Below are 19,479 nucleotides of genomic sequence, written 5' to 3'. Positions count from 1 at the left end.
CGGGATCGTTCCGGCAAGTAGTTAGTTCATAATCAACATTGGCAGAATCATTGGGTGCCGCTCAGTTTTATCAAATAAGAAACTTTGCAGATCATCAATAATCGCGTTGCGAATGGTTGCTTCGGTCGCTTTATCTGACTTCATCTTACGGCGAATCGTACGGAAGACATGGCGCCGAGCTTCGTTGATTAAATCACCAGATTCGCGCATATAAACGAACCCCCGTGATAGAATATCTGGACCAGCTTGGATCTCTTTCTTCTTTAAGTTGATCGTGGCCACGACGACGACGAGACCTTCTTCAGAAAGCACTTGGCGGTCACGTAGCACAACGTTACCAATATCCCCGATACCAGAACCATCAACGTAAACATCACCGGCACCAAAATGTCCAGCGACGCGGGCCGAGTCTTTGGTAAAGGCCAAGACATCACCATTTTCAAGAATAAAACTATGGTCTAATGGCACACCACACTGTTCAGCCAGTTCCGTATGAATCTTCAGCATTCGATATTCACCATGAATTGGCATAAAGAACTTCGGCTTCATCAGGCGGAGCATCAATTTTTGTTCTTCCTGACCACCATGTCCAGAGGTATGAATGTTATTGACTTTACCATGAATAACGTTTGCCCCAGCTTCTTCCAGTTCATTAATAACGTGGTTGACACTTAATGTGTTACCGGGAATTGGGGAACTGGAGAAGATCACCGTATCACCAGGTTCAATTGAAATCTGGCGATGGGTCCCGTTCGCAATTCGCGATAGGGCAGCCATGGGTTCACCTTGAGAACCAGTACACAAAATCATCACTTTATTTGCTGGCAATGATCGTAAATCATTGGCGTCCACAATAGCTTCGTCGGGAATGTTCAAGTAGCCTAATTCACGACCGTTCACGATAGCGGCTTCCATACTGCGACCAAATACAGCAATCTTACGATGATGTTCAAGTGCCACTTGGGCGGCTTCTTGAATTCGTGAGATATTAGATGCGAAGGTGGCAAAAATGATCCGACCTTCAACTTGTTCGAAAATATGGCGAATGGATTGCGCGACCCAGCGTTCAGACTTAGTCCAGATGGGCCGCTCGGCGTTAGTACTGTCTGACATTAATGCCAGAACACCGCGTTCACCGAGGTGGGCCATCTTTTGAAGGTTCGGTGGCTGGTTAGTAATTGGAGTCAGGTCGAACTTATAGTCCCCAGTCTCCACGATTGTGCCAGGTGGTGTTTGGACCGCAATACCCAGTGTATCAGGGATTGAGTGGGTTGTTCTAAAGAACGACACTCGAGTTTTACGGAACTTTAGCACCGTATCTTCGTTGATTTCATGTAATTCAGTTGTTTTTAATAACCCGTGTTCCTCTAACTTGCCCTTGATTAGGGCTAAGGCTAGGGGGCCGGCATAGATTGGCACGTTGATCTGTTTTAGTAGGAAAGGAATCCCACCAATATGATCTTCATGACCGTGCGTAATCACTAAAGCTTTTATTTTTTGCTGATTTGCAACTAGATAGGAATAATCTGGGATAACGTAATCAATTCCGAGAAGTTCGTCTTCAGGGAACTTGATTCCGGCATCAATCAGAATAATCTCATCTTGAAATTGGATACCATAAGTATTTTTCCCAATTTCTCCTAAACCGCCGACTGCAAAAACAGCGGTTTCGTTATTTTTGACGTTTAACCGTTTCATTTATTGAACTCCGTTAGGTGATACTCTGGATTTTTTTGTTCGTAATCCAAGAAGTTACCTTCTAACGGTTCGATAAATTCGATATTGTGATCCGTATTATCTTCCACTAAAGTCCGTGCCTGCACTTCAGTATCTGCTTCGAGATATAAAGATTGGGTCGTTTCCCGTTGTGGGTTCCGTTTTTGGGTTTCTTGGTAATATACTTTGTAAATCATACGTAAAACTCCTTAATATAAACAAGATTTATTTAGATTCTAAGTAATCTAAATAGATAGCAAAAATAAAAGTTTGATCCGTACACCAGGTTGTGTAAACACAACAATTATCTTACATTTTAGCATAATTTAAGATGGGTGTATACAATGTTAACTTTCTTCAAAAACAAAGCGGTTAAAAGATTTTTTTTTGATGAAACATGCTATGCTAAATATAAGTAAAAAGCAAAAAAATTCCTAAAATTGTGAATCATTATACAAAAAAAGAATCGGGAGGTTGACGATGCAAACTTGGGTAACGATTATTGGTGGCGTCTTAATTGCACTGGTCGTTTATGAATTGTTACGACGACAAGTGTTAAAGCGGGCCGCATTGAAGATTCGCCGGGCAGGTCAGCGTACCGTTGATAGTGCCATGACAGCATCATTCAAAGTACTTGCCAATGCGATGACCATCCAAGAAGTTGCGGGTGCGATTCATTCGGTACCGGTTGCCGATGTATGGGGGCGCGGTGTGATGGTCTTTGAGTACGTACTGGATGCACCAGGTATGATTACAGCTGATTTGCCGGAAGTTCGGCGATTGTTTAATAACCAGCTGCAAGAATATGCGATTAGCAACCAAATTGAGGCTTTTCAGGATGCTGGTCCAGCATTGCGGGTGACGGACACGTGGTTACGGAGTGGTCAGTTACATTTAGATGTTGCCTACTTAATGAATGAAGCCACTCTGGAATATTTAAAAGACCTTCGTCGGTTGAATCCGAGTGCATCAAAAAAGCAGTCCTGAATTATTCAGAACTGCTTTTTTGAGACGAGTTAAGAAATCAGAACTAAATCATCATCCGCAGCAAATGGATTGTCACCATTGATATGATCGTAGAACAAAATCCCATGTAAGTGATCAATTTCATGCTGACAAACGATTGCTGGGTAATTTTTTAGCCGAATCTTTTTCTGCTCACCAGCCATATTATAGTAGCGCAATGTAATGCGATCGTGACGAATCACGTAGCCGGCAATATCACGGTCGACTGACAGACAACCTTCGCCTTCAGTTAATGCGCCGGGTTGCACGGAATGACTAACAATGACAGGGTTAATGATGACGTCCTTAAAAACGGGGTCATCATCTTCATTTTCACTTGGAACAAGGACCGCAGCCATTTGTTCAGAAACGTCGACTTGCGGTGCGGCTAAACCAACACCGGCACGTAGACCGTATTTTTTTGCCAATTCAGGGTCTTGGCTATTTTCTAAGTATTCCATCATATCGTTAGCTAGTTTTTGATCAGCTTCACTTAACGGAAATTTAACTTGTTTTGCCTCCGCGCGTAATGTGTGATTACCTTCGCGGATGATGTCGCGCATTTTAATCAATTCCAATTACCTCCAAAATTAAGATCGCGCAATTTACACTTAATATCTAGTTTAGCATAAGCCTGAATTAAAAAGTAGCACCCGGTATGAAAAAGATGAAAACAAAAATACTGACAAATTAAATAGTTCACAATCAGTTTGATAAAAAAAGCCGACTCCACGGTATTTGGAAGGGCTTGCAAAAGATGAAATGCAATGGTAAATTAGACTTGTAATTATGAAAACGATTACGAACGCGGTGGAAAGCCACAACGTTTGTACGTTCATGAAAGGGATGTGTCATTTATGGACAACGAAAAACCAATTGTTGATTTTGGTGCGATCCGGGATGCACTTGGGAAAGATTTTGAACCCGTGCAAGTATTGGATGGTCAAGCTAAAGTAATCAAACCAGAAATTGTCTCTAAATATTCAAACGAACAACTAGTTGAATTCTTCAAGCTAATGTTATGGGAGCGAACGTTACATCAACGCTCTAACGCGTTAACACGGCAAGGTCGGTTAGGATTCTACGCGCCGACTGAGGGTCAGGAAGCCAGTGAAATGGGTAGTAACGCGGCAATGAAGAAAACCGACGTTTTAATGCCTGCCTATCGTGACATTCCGCAGTTAATTCAACATGGATTACCAGTTTACAAAGCATTCTTATGGTCGCGTGGTCACGTATTAGGTAACGAATATCCAGAGGACTTCCACGCAATGCCACCACAAATCATTATCGGGGCACAATACGTACAAGCAGCTGGTGTAGCACTTGGAATCAAGAAGAATGGGACCGGGGACAAGGTTGCTTACACTTATACTGGTGATGGTGGGACTTCGCAAGGTGACTTCTATGAAGGGATGAACTTTGCCGGTGCCTTTGAAGCACCCGCAGTGTTTATTGTTCAAAATAACGGCTATGCCATTTCAGTGCCACGGCGCAAGCAAACAGCCGCGAAGACATTAGCTCAAAAAGCCGTTGCAGCTGGTATTCCAAGTGTTCAAGTCGATGGGATGGACTTCTTAGCAGTTTATGAAGTGACCAAGGCTGCTCGTGAGTACGCTGCTGCCGGTAATGGCCCAGTCATGATTGAAACGTTGACTTATCGGTTCGGACCACATACGAATGCTGGGGATGATCCTAAGCGTTACCGGACTAAGGACGAAGAACAACCATGGTTCGATAATGATCCGTTAATTCGTTATCGTCAATATTTGACTGATCAAGGTGTCTGGTCAGAAGATCAAGAAAATGAATATGTTGAACAAGTTAAAGAAGATATCAAGGCCGCTGTTAAACAAGCGGATGATGCACCAAAGCAGAAAATGACCGAATTCTTGGGGAATGTCTTTGAAGAACAACCACAAAACATTCAACAACAAATTACGGAATTCCAAGCAAAGGAGTCGAAGTAACATGTCAAAGAAAACGTATATTCAAGCGATTACCGATGCGCTTCGATTAGAACTCGGGTCGGATGAAAAGACCTTAGTTTTTGGTGAAGATGTTGGTAAAAACGGTGGGGTCTTCCGGGCCACCGATGGCCTGCAAGCCGAATTTGGCGAAGACCGTGTTTTCGATACTCCTTTAGCTGAATCTGGTATCGGTGGGCTGTCAATTGGGCTCGCTTTGGAAGGCTTCCGGCCAATTCCTGAAATCCAATTTTTAGGTTTCATTTTTGAAACTTTGGATTCGATTGCGGGACAGATGTCACGTGAACGCTTCCGGACAGGTGGCACGCGCCACATGCCGATCACGATTCGGTCACCATATGGTGGTGGCACGCACACACCAGAAATGCATGCGGATTCATTGGAAGGTTATTTGGCTCAAATTCCTGGACTGCGGGTGGTGACACCGTCTAATCCATATGATGCTAAGGGCTTGTTGATTTCCTCAATTCGGAATAATGATCCCGTTTTCTTCCTTGAAAACTTGAAGCTATATCGGTCAATGAAGGCAGATATTCCAGATGAAGCTTATACCGTTCCGTTGGATAAAGCGAACGTGGTTCGTGAGGGGACTGATATTTCTTTAATCGCCTACAGTGCTCAAGTTAATCAGTCACTTAAAGTGGCAGAAAAACTTGAAAAGGAAGGCATTTCAGTCGAAGTGGTTGACTTACGGACGTTGTCACCTTTAGATGAAGAAACAATTCTTAAATCGGTTCAGAAGACTGGTCGCGCGGTAGCGATTCAAGAAGCGCAACGGCAAGCGGGTATTGCAGCAAACGTAGCCTCATTGATCGCTGAAAAAGGCGCACTCTACTTAAGTGCACCAGTTGGCCGGGTTTATGCGCCAGATACGGTTTATCCATTCGGGTTAGCAGAAGACGACTGGTTACCAGCAGAAGATGAAATTGAAGCAAAAACCCGCGAAATCTTGAACTATTAAGGTGATCGCGGCATCGAAAAACAGTCACCTGAGACTGTCATGAAAGGAAGTTATCCAATGGCTTACGAGTTTAAATTACCAGAGCTTGGTGAAGGTCTTGAAGAAGGCGAAATTGCATCATGGCTCGTAAAACCTGGTGATGAAGTCAAAGAAGACGATTCTCTAGTTGAAATTCAAAATGATAAATCGGTTGAAGAATTACCATCGCCAGTGAGTGGTAAAATTATTGATATTTTAGTCCCTGAAGGCGAAACTGCCAAGATTGGCGATGTTATCGTTACAATTGATGATGGTTCGGGTGATGCAGCACCAGCTACGAAGGCTGAAACACCGGCGGCCACAGCAACCGAAGCGCCAGCTACTGAAACGAAGTCGGCCTCGGCAGCAGCACCAGCACAACCAACTGGAACACCAGCAGCTGGCGACCCTAACAAACGGGTCTTAGCGATGCCATCTGTTCGGCAGTATGCACGTGATAAGGATATTGATATTACCTTAGTCACACCAACTGGAACACACGGTCAGATTACGAAGCAAGATATTGACAATTATACCGGTGCTCCAACTGCTACGGGTGTTAAGCCAGCAGCGGTCACAGCTGAGACCGCTCCTACTGCAGCGACAACGCCGGCACCTGCGCCAGTTAAACCATATGTTTCTGACACGCCAGAACTAGAGACGCGCGAAAAGATGACACCAATTCGAAAAGCAATCTCTAAAGCAATGGTTAATAGTAAGCATACGGCCCCACACGTTACGCTGTTTGATGAAGTTGAAGTGAGCGCTTTAATGGTACACCGAAAGAAGTACAAGCAAGTCGCGTTAGATCGTGACATTCACTTGACTTTCTTACCATATATTGTCAAGGCATTAGTTGCGGTATTGCAACAATTCCCAGAACTAAATGCTTCTATTGACGATGCTAATAAGGAAATTGTTTACAAACACTACTTTAATATTGGTATTGCGACGGATACTGATCGCGGATTGTTAGTACCAAATATTAAACATGCTGAGGGTAAGGGCTTGTTTGCAATTGCCAAAGAAATCACTGACAACACGCAAAAAGCATACGATGGCAAGCTAAAGGCTAATGAGATGAGTGGTGGCTCGATTACGATTAGTAACATTGGTTCGATTGGTGGCGGTTGGTTTACGCCGGTCATTAATCAGCCTGAAGTTGCAATTTTAGGGGTTGGCCGCATCGGTAAAGAACCATATGTCAATGATGATGGCGAAATTGTGGTTGGTAAGATGCAAAAATTATCCCTAAGCTTTGACCATCGGTTGATTGATGGTGCGACGGCCCAGCGGGCAATGAATTTATTGAAACAATTGTTACATGATCCAGAATTACTTTTGATGGAAGGATGAGGTCGGAATGGTTGTAGGAGATTTTGCTGAAGAACGCGATACAATGATCATCGGCGCGGGCCCTGGGGGTTACGTCGCTGCGATTCGGGCCGCGGAACTCGGCCAAAAAGTCACCGTGGTAGAAAAAGAATATATCGGTGGTGTCTGCCTTAACGTTGGCTGTATTCCATCAAAAGCGCTGATTAGTGCTGGACATCGACTTCAAGAAGCCAAGGACAGTAAGATTTTTGGCATTAAGAATATTCAAGATCCAGTATTAGATTTTAAAGTGACCCAGGACTGGAAAGATCATCAAGTTGTTGATCGTTTAACTGGTGGGGTTGAGATGTTGCTCAAAAAGCATAAGGTGGAAGTCGTTCGTGGTGAAGCTTACATGCATGACAATCATACCTTACGCGTGATGAATGGCGATCATACTGGTCAGACTTATAAATTCAAGCATTTGATCATTGCCACCGGTTCCCGGCCGGTTGAAATTCCTGGTTTCAAGTTTACGGGCCGTGTCGTTGATTCCACGGGTGGGTTAAACTTACCTGAAGTACCTAAAGAGTTAGTCGTTATTGGTGGCGGTTATATTGGTTCTGAACTAGCCGGCGCGTATGCTAATCTTGGTGCTCACGTTACGATTCTTGAAGGAACACCACAAATTTTGCCTAACTTTGAAAAAGACATGGTTAAGCTCGTTTTAAACGATTTCAAGAAGAAAGGGGTCGACGTCATTACGAATGCGATGGCGAAAAACTCCGAACAAGATGATAGTGGTGTTACGGTGACCTATGCCGTTGATGGCAAAGAAACTGAAATTCATGCTGACTATGTGATGGTGACTGTCGGTCGTCGGCCTAATACAGATGATATGGGCTTGGAATACACTGATGTTAAGTTGACTAAACGCGGTTTGATTGAAGTTGACGAGCAGGGACGGACGGCTGCTGAGGATATCTTTGCAATTGGTGACATTGTTGCTGGGGCGGCATTAGCCCACAAGGCTTTTGCAGAAGCTAAAGTTGCCGCTGGTGCTATTAGTGGTAAGAAAACTGCCAATGATTACGTCTCAATACCAGCAGTTTGCTTTACTGATCCAGAATTAGCAACGGTTGGCATGACAAAAGCCGATGCTGAAAAGGCTGGTCTGAAAGTTCAGGCCTCTAAGTTCCCGTTCGCCGGTAATGGTCGAGCAATCTCATTGAACTCAATGGACGGATTTTTCCGGTTGATCAGTACTAAAGACGAAGGCACAATCGTTGGGGCACAGATTGCTGGTCCCGGTGCAAGTGACCTTATTTCTGAATTAAGCGTTGCGGTTAATGGTGGCATGAATGTCGAAGACCTTGCTTTAACGATTCATCCCCACCCAACCTTAGGCGAAGTAGTTCAAGAAGCAGCCGATGAAGCGATGGGTTATCCTACACACATCTAATGTGGATAATGAATTAATAAAAGTTTGAGGTGTGAGCCTCAAACTTTTGTTTTACATAGAATTGGGCTGGGCGGTGATGATAATAATGCTTGCAGCTTTTAGTTCAGAAGGAAGTGCTGCAAACAGGCCCTGAAGTTTTAAAATTAAAGGCCAATTTTGAGCGATTGAAAAAGGCCAGTTTATCTTGCTGGAAAATACTGCGGGTCTTCTAAGTCTTTTTAAAGCTCGATAAAGCCGAATACTCATGATAAGTGACTAGTCGCGTGTGTCGTACCAAGAACGTGCTGAATTAATACCCATAGCATAAAGTAATCAAAACAGTCGCTTTTATGATAAATTATGGCGAGGACCATTTTAATACCGGTTTTTGACGTAACTAATAGTTAGTGGTCGCTTTGAATTCTGTGGTCGATTGTGGTTAGGTGCTAAATTCATCCGGTTAGGGACGAGCTCTCAATTAGTTTGGCCTGAATGTTACAGAAAGGTAAGCTTTTTGTTAACATTTACTTGAATTCGTTGACAGCTCAGGTACAATTATTAGCGAAGGTTGGAGGGATTGAAATGATTAATACGGTAATTATTCGGGGATTATTCGAATTCGTACAACAATTAATATTAGTCGCAATTGCCAAAGATTTGCCAGTGAAATTAGTGGTTGCAACGGGGGCTGATGAAGCACCGCGCTACCAAGCATTGGTGACGGCGAGCCTAACGTGTCGGCAATTTACATTAGCAGCGCAAGTTAAGCCAGATTATTCGCAGGCGGATAGCTTGATTATTGGAAATTTAGTACCATTGGCAATGGATCGAGATGCTAATGGTGATTTAAAGGCGACCTTACCATTATTTCGTGCGTTTGTTAACGATGCGATGGGGGCTGGCTTTAATGGCAAAATCATTTTAGCTGGTAGTAATGATGCAGTTTTGAGTGTATTAGCGGCCCGCTTTAGTGGTATCGATCATTCCAAAGTGGTAGGATTAGGGACTTTGCCACAAAGTCGCTTGCTAGAGCAATTATTACGTCAGCAATTGAGTGTTGGTCCCACTGACGTTCGCGCGTTCGTGGTAGGCACTGCTGCGGCTCACTTAATTTCTTGGAGTCGGTCATATATTGGTCCCGCACCTGTCATGACGTATTTGGCAAATCAGGACATCAGCTTCGGCATGGATGAAATGAGTGCGGCCACCGAACAAATCGATGATCCGACAATTGTTACTAATCAGACCTTGAGTGTGTTAGCATTAGTACAAGTGCTTAACGCGTTTTATGCGCAATCACCGTTTATTGGTACGGTGACAAATATTCAGACGTCGGTCGATGAGGATCAGCTAGTTGGGTTATCGTCACCGGTATTAATTAGTGCTAATGGTATTAAGCGGATGGCTGATATGGTGCTGTCTGATGAAGAACAAAAAGAATATGCTGAGATTGCCGGCCAGGTTCGCGAAGAACTTGATCGGGTCGCAGCAGGGGAGCTGGACGAAGATGCCTAAGCGTAATGATAATTATCAGTACCCACTGGATGAGACCTGGACAACGGCCGAGATCATTAAGGTCACGACCTTTTATCAAGCTGTGGAAGCCGCCAATGAAAGCTCGATTACGACGGCTGAGTTATTGGGAGCTTACCGTGAGTTTAAGACGGTCGTTCCAGCTAAGTCAGAAGAAAAACGATTATCGCGTGAATATGAAGCCGCGTCAGGCTATCGAATCTACCAAACGATGCAAGCAGCACGGGCGACAAATAAGCAGCGATTTCAATACCGAGACTAGGTGAATAATGTGCAAACGAATGTTGTGAAACAGTTAAATCAGGCGATGCAGACGGTGATGAAGACAGCCCGAGTACAAGTGATTGCCAAGATGGGAGCGCATCTAACCGTGGCCGAAAAGACAAGTCGCCGTGATCTAGTGACTAATGTGGATCATAGCAATGAGGACTTTTTGGTGCATCAGATTCGTGAATTAGATCCAGATGCGCACATTTTGGCCGAAGAGGGAACTGGCGATCAGGTTGATACGATGGCTGGACATGTTTGGATCGTGGACCCAATCGATGGTACCATGAATTTTGTTCACCAACGGAACCATTTTGCGATGATGGTGGGCTTATATGTCGATGGCGAACCAACTTTGGGGTATATCTATAATGTGATGGCGAATAAGTTGTATGCTGGTGGTCCCCAGATTGGGGTCACACTTAACAATGAGCCGTTAGTTGCACCGGCTAATCTTGATTTAAGTGCGGGCCTATTCGGTGCGAGTGCACCGTTGTTGATTCAAAATCGATTTAACATGCAGACGGTCGTGGCACAATCACTTGGGCCTAGGATCATGGGAAGCGCCGGTATTCAAATTAGTCAGGTGTTGGCTGGTGAGCTGGTGGGTTACTTATCATACTTGCGACCGTGGGATTTTGCAGCTGGTCGAGTTCTCGCTGAAAGCCTTGGTTTGGTAGTGACTAGAGTTGACGGCACCCCCGTTGATATGTTATCATCGGGTGCTGTACTGATAGCGACAAAGCGCGCACAACGCTCAATTTTGGCAATCGTCTAGTAAAGTAGTGGGACTGTGACCCATATGTCACAGTTTTTTTATGTCAATGGATGAAAACTGCTGAAAACGTCGTTATGAAGGTTTCAAGTTGAAGCTGAGACTTGATAGTAACGGCGGTTTGTATTAATATATGTAAGATTTCTGCTGTCGAAGGATAGTAAGAATTTTGAAGGATGAAAGGAAGATCAATTTTGAAATTTAGAGATGATATCCGCAACATTGCCATTATTGCCCACGTTGACCACGGTAAAACGACGTTGGTTAACGAAATGCTTAAACAATCGGATACCCTTGACGAACACGTCCAGATTGACGATCGGGCGATGGACACTAATGCCATTGAAAAGGAACGCGGTATCACGATCCTTTCGAAAAACACGGCCGTTCGTTACGGCGACAAACAAATCAATATTCTGGATACCCCAGGACATGCTGACTTCGGTGGTGAAGTTGAACGGATTATGCGGATGGTTGACGGGGTGTTACTCGTTGTTGATGCCTTTGAAGGGACGATGCCGCAAACTCGTTTCGTTTTAAAGAAGGCCCTGGAACAACATTTAACACCAATCGTGGTCATCAACAAGATTGACCGCCCTGGTGCTCGTCCTGAAGAAGTAGTTGATGAAGTGCTAGACCTCTTCATTGAATTAGGTGCTGACGAATCACAATTAGATTTCCCAGTCGTTTACGTTTCAGCTTTGAATGGGACTTCTAGTTATGAATCGGATCCTGCTAAGCAAGAACATACGATGCAACCAATCTTTGATACCATTATTAAGACGATTCCATCACCAATTGATAACTCTGACGAACCATTACAATTCCAAGTCGCTTTATTAGACTACAACGACTATGTTGGCCGGGTTGGTATCGGTCGGGTCTTCCGTGGAACAATCAAGGTTGGTGACAGTGTTTCAGTCATGAAGCTTGATGGTAGTAAGAAGAACTTCCGAGTAACTAAGTTGTTCGGGTTCTTCGGTTTACAACGTTTGGAGATCAACGAAGCCCACGCCGGTGACTTAGTTGCTGTTTCTGGGATGGAAGATATCAACGTTGGTGAAACGGTTGCTGATTCAGCCAATCCTGAAGCTTTGCCGATTTTACGGATTGATGAACCAACGTTACAAATGACTTTCGGAACGAACTCTTCACCATTTGCGGGTAAAGAAGGTAAGTTTGTGACGGCCCGTCAACTTGAAATGCGGTTGAAGTCTGAACTTGAAACCGACGTTTCACTTCGGGTTGACGATACCGACGAACCGGGTTCATGGGTCGTTTCTGGTCGTGGCGAATTGCATTTGTCAATTTTAATCGAAACGTTACGGCGTGAAGGTTATGAATTACAAGCATCTCGTCCAGAAGTTATCTATCGCGAAGTTGATGGCAAGCGTTGCGAACCATTCGAATCTGTTCAGATTGATACTCCTGACGAATATACTGGTTCAATTATTGATACCTTATCTAAACGTAAGGCTGAAATGAAGAACATGGAAAGCACTGGTAACAACCAAACTCGGTTAACTTTCTTGGCACCTTCACGAGGCTTGATTGGGTATTCAACGGAATTCCTATCACTAACGCGGGGTTACGGTATTATGAACCATACTTTCTCTGAATACTTGCCAGTTATTCCTAACTGGAACCCTGGTCGTCGGAATGGCGCCTTAGTTTCAATTAACCAAGGTAAGACAACGACTTACGCTACGATGGGGATTGAAGACCGGGGAACGATTTTTGTTGACCCAGGTACCGAAGTCTATGAAGGTATGATTGTTGGCCAAAACAGCCGTGAAAACGACATTTCGGTTAATATTACTAAGGGTAAGAACATGACCAACGTGCGTTCTTCTAACAAGGACTTGACGGCTACTATCAAGACGCCAACGCATTTGACGTTGGAAGAATCACTGGAATTCTTGAACAGTGATGAATTCTGTGAAATTACGCCGGATCATGTTCGGTTACGGAAACGTATCTTGAACACTAATTCACGTGAAAAAGAAGCTAAAAAGCGTAAAATGAACAAATAACACACGTTAATTCGTGCCGGCACGTCCTAATTGAGGGACGTGCTTTTTTTTTACAAACCATGGACTAAAAACGGCTAAAATTAGTCAGACTGGTCCGTGGCGATAATCATTAGTGCTGTTAATGGTCATTGAGTTCATTTAAATGGAAATATTGATTGATTAATTGATGCGAGGAGTATACTATTGATTTACAGGGTAAAAAAGGTCCGTTGGTCTTAATGACCCATAAAAACGATGTTAAGTTTTGGAGGTGTGTCCATCGTGAAAAAAATTAATAAGTTGATGATTTTAGGCATGCTTGCCTTTAGTATGACCGGTGCCATGGTAATGACGAATTCAGTGACTGCTGATGCCAGCACCAACGTCACAATTGATGGTAAAATGAATGATTGGAAAAGTGCGACGTTAACGGAAGGCTATAACGGTTATACGGCGCTAGCGGGTGATGGTCAGTACGTCAATGTTTACGTCAAGATGAAGAACGGCCAAGTTCCAGGCTATGGGGACTATAATTTTACTATTGATGGTAAAACTTATTATGTCTGGTCGAATAACATTCCGAGCAGCGTTAGTTCGGGAAGTGTCAAATCATTTACGCTAACTGGTGGTAAATGGAACGAAGGCACCCAGTACGGGACGGTCGGAACTGGTTATGTGACGAATGATGGTTCGCATAACTATGCTGAATTCAAAGTTGATCTGACCAAACTAGGATTGACGGCAAGCGCAAGTGGGAAGCAAATCTCAATGGCTAATCCGAACATTGGAAGTGATAGCGCAACGACCACTGCCGGTACGATTACTACAACTGCGACCAGTTCGGCTAGCTCAAGTAGCGCCGCCAATTCAAGTAGTGCAACAAATTCAAGCAGTAGTACTGATTCAAGCAGTGCCACAAATTCGACGAGCAGTTCGGCAGGGGTAATCACAGATAAGGATGACACGGCTTCTAAGGCGTCATTAACGACAGATAATAATGCTAGTAACGATAATGATAATCTAAATATTAAGATTGATGGTAATTTCAATGACTGGAAGAACGTCACTTTGACTGAGGGTTATGACGGCTATACTGCCATGGTCAGCGATGGTAAGAACGTGTTTGGATACTTTGACATTCGATTTGATTTTAGTTAAATTAGATCAAAAACAGGAGTTTTTAATCCATGAAAAGCTTTGCACACCATTATAGTAGCGACATCTCTCGTGAACAATTTGAACTAATCCGGACAGATCTAGAAGGCATACGTAAGCGGACTAAGCCAAGAAAGGTTGATTTATATGATATCTTTTGTGCCCTGCTTTATACCTTGAAAAATGGGTGCGTTTGGCGCGATTTACCCAGCGATTTTCCTAAATGGGAAACCGTCTATTATTACTGGTTACTTTGGACTAAAACGCCATCTCCTGCTGGTATCACTCCTCTGGATAAGGTTTTAAAAAAATTGTCAGCCAACATCGGTTGGCTCAGAAGCGTTCAGTTTATACATCGTTCGTCATTCTAGATGCTCAAAGTGTCAAGAATACCGATCCTGCTGAAAGTAGCGGCTACGATGGTGGTAAAAAGGTGAGTGGGATTAAGCGCCATCTTGCTGTAGATATCAATGGGCTGCCGATGGCAGTCCATGTGACAACCGCCAATGTTTCTGAGCGTGATGGCGCCAATGCGCTACTGGCGTTAAACAAATCACAGTTTGACCTGGTTCAACGAGTAATGGCCGATGGTGGTTATACTGGTAAAAACTTTGCTCAATCAGTTCAGGCAATGATTAACGCTGAAGTCATTATTGCTAAACAGAGTGACCTTAGGCACGGTCAAGTGACCCCGCAACGCTGGGTTATCGAACGCAGTTTTAGCTGGCTAGGAAAATATCGGCGCCTCTGGCGTAATTGTGAGCGAAAGCTGAACACCAGTAAGATGATGATTAGCTTAGCCTTCCTGCGAATACTCTTGAAAAGATTCTAAACACGTTCTAAGTACGTTTATGTCTATGTCAAGATGAAGTATGGTCAAGTTCCAGGTTATGGAGACTATAATTTTGATATCAGTGGTCAAAAATATTATGTCTGGTCTGGCGATATGCCAAGTTCACAAAGTGACGGGGCTGTCAAAGCCGTGTCCTTTACTGGTGGCGAGTGGAACGAAGGTCATCAGTATGGAACCGTTGGTAATGGGTATGTTTCACAAGCTGGTTCACATTCGATTGCGGAATTTAGAGTTGATTTGAGTAAATTTAAGATTTCAACCATGACGGGTCAAACCATTACGATGTATAATCCAAATATTGGTAATGAGAAAGTGACGGTCGCTGGTGGTTCAACGGGGCCGTACTTGATTTCAGGTGTTGGGGTTGTTATCGTGGCGTGGGGTTATTTCAAATTCCGCAAGCGGCGGCAATTAGAACCAACTGATTTACCAAAAGTTAAAAAGTAATTATTGGGATTTATGGAACTAGTTTTGACTGACAATCATTTATAACCGCCGACTTGGTTCTTATTGGGAACGGTCGGTCAGCTAATTAATAGGACTGGTGGACGATGAATGTAAAAATCCTACTAGGGATTGTAATATGGTTATACGGACTGTCAGTGCTCAAACGGGCTCGGCTATCAGCTTTCTACTTTATTGTGGGAAGCGCCGGGCTTTTTTTTATATTAACAGCAATTAGTCGTCCGTATTGGGTGTGGTTTTTTACTCACGCCGTCATTCACGGGGTCGCACTATTTAGCGATATAACCAATTGGTGTACTATTATGTTCAAAATGGGACTAGTGTATATCACTAATAGTGGTAATCCGGTAGTCATGTCAATTGACTACGAATGTTCAGGGATTATTGAAACCTGTGCGTTTGTTTCGTTGGTGGCATTCTATCCGGCTTATAATCGTCGTGAGAAAGTATTCTATGGTGTTTTTGGCTTAGTATTTATTTACCTGATCAATGTGTTACGGCTAGTTACCGTGATTGTGATTGTTCACTTTGGCGGTGGTCAAACCTTCTTCTTGGCGCATTCTGTCATTGGGCGCTTATTATTTTATGTCCTTGTTATTATTTTATATTACAATGTTTTCACATATTCGCAGTTGGCCCGAGGAATTTATCAGCAGTTTATTGATTGGAGGGATCGAATTCTGTGATGTATTGGATCAACTTAGCACTGACCAGAATGGGATTCTGGATTACGTGGGCGCTGGTACCGATTGTTGTTGAAATTATTCCAGCAATCGTATCAACGATTAAGTTAATGCGATTACACCGGCACATGCCTAAGCTTGAAGCACCTGCTAAATGGCCGTGGGTAACCATTATTGTACCGGTTTATAACTCTGAGGATACGTTGTTTGACTGTATCCGTTCAATCGATAATCAGACGTATGATAAAAAATCAATGCAGATTATCCTTGCCAATAACCAGAGTACTGATGATAGCTTTGGGGCGTACGCTCGTGCTCAAAATGCCTTTCCAGATTTGTTTTTGCGGTATGTTAATACTGATAAGGGTAAAGCGCGAGCACTTAATGCGGCAATTTATGAGAGTATTGGTAGTTATGTCATTAATATCGATAGTGATGGTCTTTTGGAATCAAACGCGGTCAAAAATATGGTATTACGATTCGAGAGTGATGAGCGCATTGCAGCTATGACCGGAGCAGTGTTACCACAACGGGATTTGGTTAAACAAGTTCATGGTTGGTGGCACCGTTTGTTAGCCAAAAATGAATACTACGAATATGCCCAAGCCTTTTTGTCTGGCCGAACGATCGAATCGTTTTGTGACCAATTATTTACTATGTCAGGGGCCTTCTCAGCGTTTCGGCGGGAAGTGCTTATGGAAACCTTTTTGTACGACACTGACACCATTGGTGAAGATACGGACATGACTTTCCAGATTCGGACGCGACTTGGCAAAAAGGTTGTGATTTGTGCGAATGCGATTTTTTACGTAGCACCAATTTCGGGTTTTTCAGAGTTGTATACGCAACGGCAGCGGTGGCAGCGTGGTGAACTAGAAGTGGCGCAACATTACATGGCACAAACAGCTAGTATCAGAGGCTTTTTCAAAGATTTCTTGGTGCGCCGGATCATGATCGACCATACGTTTACATTTCCACGAATGATTTGGACTTTTGCAACGATCGTTCTAATTGCTTTTGGTTATTCAACCGTGGTGGTCGGGCTATCCTATCTCTTGATCTATGCGCTGTATGCCATGGTTGGTGTAATCAATTTTATCAGTGTGGGCATTCTGCTACGGCCATATCCAGAAGAAAAGCGCTTTTATTCACACTTGTGGTGGTTGACTTTGACATTGCCGCTCTACATGTTTTTGACGTCATGGATCCGATTAGTGGGGGTCATCAATGCGATGACAACGCAAGCAACTTGGAAGATGCGCGGGTTCACGGAAGAATGGCAACGATTATGGGCGGTCTTATGTGATGATGGTCAGACCATTCGTGATCATTATCGACAGCGCCGGAAAGGAAAATAAGTTGAAGTAAGTGGTGGCACGTTATGAAACATCCGTGGGTGTTGCTGATTCGATAACTCAATGACGAGTTGACACTTTCAACGAAGTGAGATCAATGATAAGACGTTACTTTTACCGGTTTAGTCAATCAACAATTACAGTCATTTGGTGGCTGTTATTTGGCTTAATGTTCATCTTTGCGGTGACTTCGCCGAATATTATTTTAGGTGATAATGCGACGTTTGGGACGAGCACGACCATGCTAACAACTAGTTTAGTCATTGGCATTACAGCCGTTTTAATTATGAGTTATGCCTACCCACGCTTTCGACGGGGCGTGTATCGTGTGCTGGTCACGCACCAACTTTGGACAGCGGGCAGTTTGCTCGGGCTGGTCGTTATCGGCCAAATCATCTTTGTCACGTTTGTGCACCCGGTGAGTGGCTTTGATGCGGGGATGCTTCATTATGCAGCGACTAGTGCCAAGCACGTGCAGGAAGTTGGCGTAACTGCATACTATAGTCTTAATCAAAATAATATGCCCATCATGCTTTTTATGCATTGGCTATCAGAGTCAACGGGACAAACATCGTGGCAGTTTTTTGATTATGTGACGTTATTTTTCGTTGATTTATCGGCGGCCTTTAACTTGTTAAGTGTGGCGGTGGTGCGCCGACACGCGCTGGGATTCGCATTGTATTTACATGCGGGCTGGTTGGCTGTCTTCCCAAGTATTATTATGCCGTATACGGATGCATGGGGCTTACCCTTGGTTTCTTTTTACATGCTATGTTACTTTGTGATGCGTCAGACGAGCTTGCCACCGCTACTGCGAGTGGCGTCAGCGGTTGGCTTTGGAATAAGTGTTACGTTGACTTATTTTATGAAACCTTCATCGATTATTCCAGTCATCGCGATTGTCATTATTGAATGCTTAGAAGGATTAAAACACAAGCGTGCCCCGCATGCGCCCGCAATCTTTGTCAGCGCTGCGATGTTGATCTTAATGGTGGAAAGTGCGGGCTTCACTTATCACTACACGAATCAGGCAATTCAAGGGCAAACGTATATCAAATTAGATCGGTCACGGTCGATTCCTGCAATTCATTTCATGGCGATGGGTGTTTATGGGACCGGTGGCTATAGTGAAAAGCAAGCAATTCAAATGGCGGTCTTGCCAACTAAAAAACAAAAGACTGATTATTCGATTAAGATGCTGAAACGACGTCTAAAAAAGTTGGGACCACTGGGTTACTTTGAATTCTTAATAAAAAAGCAGCGTAATAATACAGCTGACGGGACCTTTGGCTGGTTGAAAGAAGGTAATTTCTTTCGTGAAAATCAAAAACCGACGAATCAGGGTTTTAGTAATTGGTTGAAAAACTTTATTTATTTATATGGCCGGCATATTGCCGATTTTCGTTTTACAGCTCAACTGTGGTGGATCGCACTACTGACGGTTATTGTGTTGGGGTCTGGGGCTAAGTGGCGGGTCATCCAACTGCTACGACTGTCAATGATTGGTGGCTTTGTCTTTTTACTGCTATTTGAAGGTGGTCGGAGTCGCTATTTGATCCAATACTTACCATGTTTGTTATTGTTAGGGACATTTTCATTTGAGCGTGCTGTTGCGAATGTTCAGCGTGTGTTTGGGTGGTATCAGCGCAAATTAAAGGCAGCAATTGCGGCAGATGAAGCGGAATGAGGGGTGTAGTGGAAAGCTCAAGCAACTTTTTGGCGCGCGTCTCGACAATAATATTGATAGAAAAATTGTGCTCAGTTTTTTAAGATGAACTAGCCCTTGTCAAGTTGACATATGAAATAATATAATTTTGTACTTCGTTAAACGGCCTTATTCTAGTATTTTGCTGGGGTAAGGTCGTTTCTTGCTAGTTAACAGTCTAGCTCGGCTGTGTAAGTTTAATGTGATTGGTACTGAATGACGGTGGATAAGTG

Annotated in this window: 17 protein-coding genes and 2 pseudogenes; 15 read left to right on the top strand and 4 right to left on the bottom strand. The window is 43.6% G+C overall.

The features are described from left to right. Positions 1–21: 21 nt before the first annotated feature. Positions 22–1,698 (bottom strand): ribonuclease J1, encoded by a 1,677-nt coding sequence (gene rnjA / locus LP667_RS09415; protein ID WP_021732092.1) that lies wholly within the window; start codon positions 1,696–1,698, stop codon positions 22–24. Beyond that, positions 1,695–1,913: a DNA-directed RNA polymerase subunit epsilon gene (locus tag LP667_RS09410; protein WP_021732091.1), complete on the bottom strand. Its 219-nt coding sequence runs from the start codon at positions 1,911–1,913 to the stop codon at positions 1,695–1,697. Before LP667_RS09410 ends, rnjA begins: the two co-directional genes overlap by 4 nt. Positions 1,914–2,196: 283 nt before the next feature. Here LP667_RS09410 and LP667_RS09405 point away from each other — a divergent pair, with 283 nt between their 5' ends. Beyond that, positions 2,197–2,703: a hypothetical protein gene (locus LP667_RS09405; protein WP_021732090.1), complete on the top strand. Its 507-nt coding sequence runs from the start codon at positions 2,197–2,199 to the stop codon at positions 2,701–2,703. Between the two features lie 29 nt (positions 2,704–2,732). Here the strand turns inward: LP667_RS09405 and def are convergent, their stop codons facing one another. Next, entirely contained in the window at positions 2,733–3,293 is a 561-nt protein-coding gene (gene def / locus LP667_RS09400) for a peptide deformylase (protein ID WP_033609546.1), read from the bottom strand. 285 nt (positions 3,294–3,578) lie between these two features. Here def and pdhA point away from each other — a divergent pair, with 285 nt between their 5' ends. The 4 genes from pdhA to lpdA are packed head-to-tail and all read left to right on the top strand — an operon-like array spanning position 3,579 to position 8,464. After that, the gene (pdhA, locus tag LP667_RS09395; protein WP_021732088.1) at positions 3,579–4,691 is read left to right on the top strand and encodes a pyruvate dehydrogenase (acetyl-transferring) E1 component subunit alpha; all 1,113 of its coding nucleotides are present in this window, start codon (positions 3,579–3,581) and stop codon (positions 4,689–4,691) included. Position 4,692: 1 nt separating this feature from the next. Next, positions 4,693–5,670, top strand: a complete 978-nt coding sequence (locus LP667_RS09390) for an alpha-ketoacid dehydrogenase subunit beta (RefSeq protein ID WP_003639044.1) — start codon at positions 4,693–4,695, stop codon at positions 5,668–5,670. Positions 5,671–5,727: 57 nt separating this feature from the next. Then, positions 5,728–7,044, top strand: a complete 1,317-nt coding sequence (locus tag LP667_RS09385) for a 2-oxo acid dehydrogenase subunit E2 (protein ID WP_021732087.1) — start codon at positions 5,728–5,730, stop codon at positions 7,042–7,044. Between the two features lie 7 nt (positions 7,045–7,051). Next, positions 7,052–8,464: a dihydrolipoyl dehydrogenase gene (gene lpdA / locus LP667_RS09380; RefSeq protein ID WP_021732086.1), complete on the top strand. Its 1,413-nt coding sequence runs from the start codon at positions 7,052–7,054 to the stop codon at positions 8,462–8,464. A gap of 51 nt (positions 8,465–8,515) precedes the next feature. Here lpdA and LP667_RS16740 read toward each other — a convergent pair whose 3' ends face one another. Further along, the gene (locus LP667_RS16740; RefSeq protein ID WP_131505619.1) at positions 8,516–8,710 is read right to left on the bottom strand and encodes a hypothetical protein; all 195 of its coding nucleotides are present in this window, start codon (positions 8,708–8,710) and stop codon (positions 8,516–8,518) included. A 315-nt stretch (positions 8,711–9,025) separates the two neighbouring features. Between LP667_RS16740 and LP667_RS09375 the strand changes: the two genes are divergently transcribed. The 10 genes and pseudogenes from LP667_RS09375 to LP667_RS09330 all read left to right on the top strand — a co-directional run bounded on the left by LP667_RS09375 (position 9,026) and on the right by LP667_RS09330 (position 19,228). Then, positions 9,026–9,958 carry a Rossmann-fold NAD(P)-binding domain-containing protein gene (locus LP667_RS09375; RefSeq protein WP_021732085.1) on the top strand — a complete coding sequence of 311 codons (933 nt, stop codon included), beginning with the start codon at positions 9,026–9,028 and terminating at the stop codon, positions 9,956–9,958. Then, entirely contained in the window at positions 9,951–10,238 is a 288-nt protein-coding gene (locus LP667_RS09370) for a UPF0223 family protein (RefSeq protein ID WP_021732084.1), read from the top strand. Before LP667_RS09375 ends, LP667_RS09370 begins: the two co-directional genes overlap by 8 nt. A gap of 9 nt (positions 10,239–10,247) precedes the next feature. Further along, positions 10,248–11,021 carry an inositol monophosphatase family protein gene (locus LP667_RS09365; protein ID WP_021732083.1) on the top strand — a complete coding sequence of 258 codons (774 nt, stop codon included), beginning with the start codon at positions 10,248–10,250 and terminating at the stop codon, positions 11,019–11,021. Between the two features lie 191 nt (positions 11,022–11,212). After that, positions 11,213–13,051 (top strand): translational GTPase TypA, encoded by a 1,839-nt coding sequence (typA, locus tag LP667_RS09360; protein ID WP_021732082.1) that lies wholly within the window; start codon positions 11,213–11,215, stop codon positions 13,049–13,051. 261 nt (positions 13,052–13,312) lie between these two features. Beyond that, positions 13,313–14,176, top strand: a pseudogene (locus tag LP667_RS09355) (Firmicu-CTERM sorting domain-containing protein); the annotation flags it as partial. Between the two features lie 41 nt (positions 14,177–14,217). Then, positions 14,218–15,017, top strand: a protein-coding gene (locus tag LP667_RS09350) for an IS5 family transposase (RefSeq protein WP_121018928.1) whose coding sequence is annotated in 2 segments (ribosomal slippage) — positions 14,218–14,488 and positions 14,488–15,017 — 801 coding nt in all. Because the reading frame shifts where the segments join, the coding sequence is not laid out codon by codon here. A gap of 9 nt (positions 15,018–15,026) precedes the next feature. Beyond that, positions 15,027–15,485 (top strand): annotated as a pseudogene (locus tag LP667_RS09345) (Firmicu-CTERM sorting domain-containing protein); the annotation flags it as partial. Between the two features lie 104 nt (positions 15,486–15,589). Continuing rightward, positions 15,590–16,189: an exosortase family protein XrtG gene (xrtG, locus tag LP667_RS09340; protein WP_033609543.1), complete on the top strand. Its 600-nt coding sequence runs from the start codon at positions 15,590–15,592 to the stop codon at positions 16,187–16,189. Continuing rightward, on the top strand, positions 16,189–17,544 hold the full coding sequence (locus tag LP667_RS09335; protein ID WP_082618926.1) for a TIGR03111 family XrtG-associated glycosyltransferase: 1,356 nt from the start codon (positions 16,189–16,191) through the stop codon (positions 17,542–17,544). Before xrtG ends, LP667_RS09335 begins: the two co-directional genes overlap by 1 nt. 94 nt (positions 17,545–17,638) lie before the next feature. Next, positions 17,639–19,228 (top strand): TIGR03766 family XrtG-associated glycosyltransferase, encoded by a 1,590-nt coding sequence (locus tag LP667_RS09330; RefSeq protein WP_021732078.1) that lies wholly within the window; start codon positions 17,639–17,641, stop codon positions 19,226–19,228. Positions 19,229–19,479: the final 251 nt, after the last annotated feature.

It is taken from the genome of Lactiplantibacillus paraplantarum, assembly GCF_003641145.1.
GTDB lineage: Bacteria > Bacillota > Bacilli > Lactobacillales > Lactobacillaceae > Lactiplantibacillus > Lactiplantibacillus paraplantarum.
This window is presented reverse-complemented; position numbering and strand designations above follow the sequence as displayed.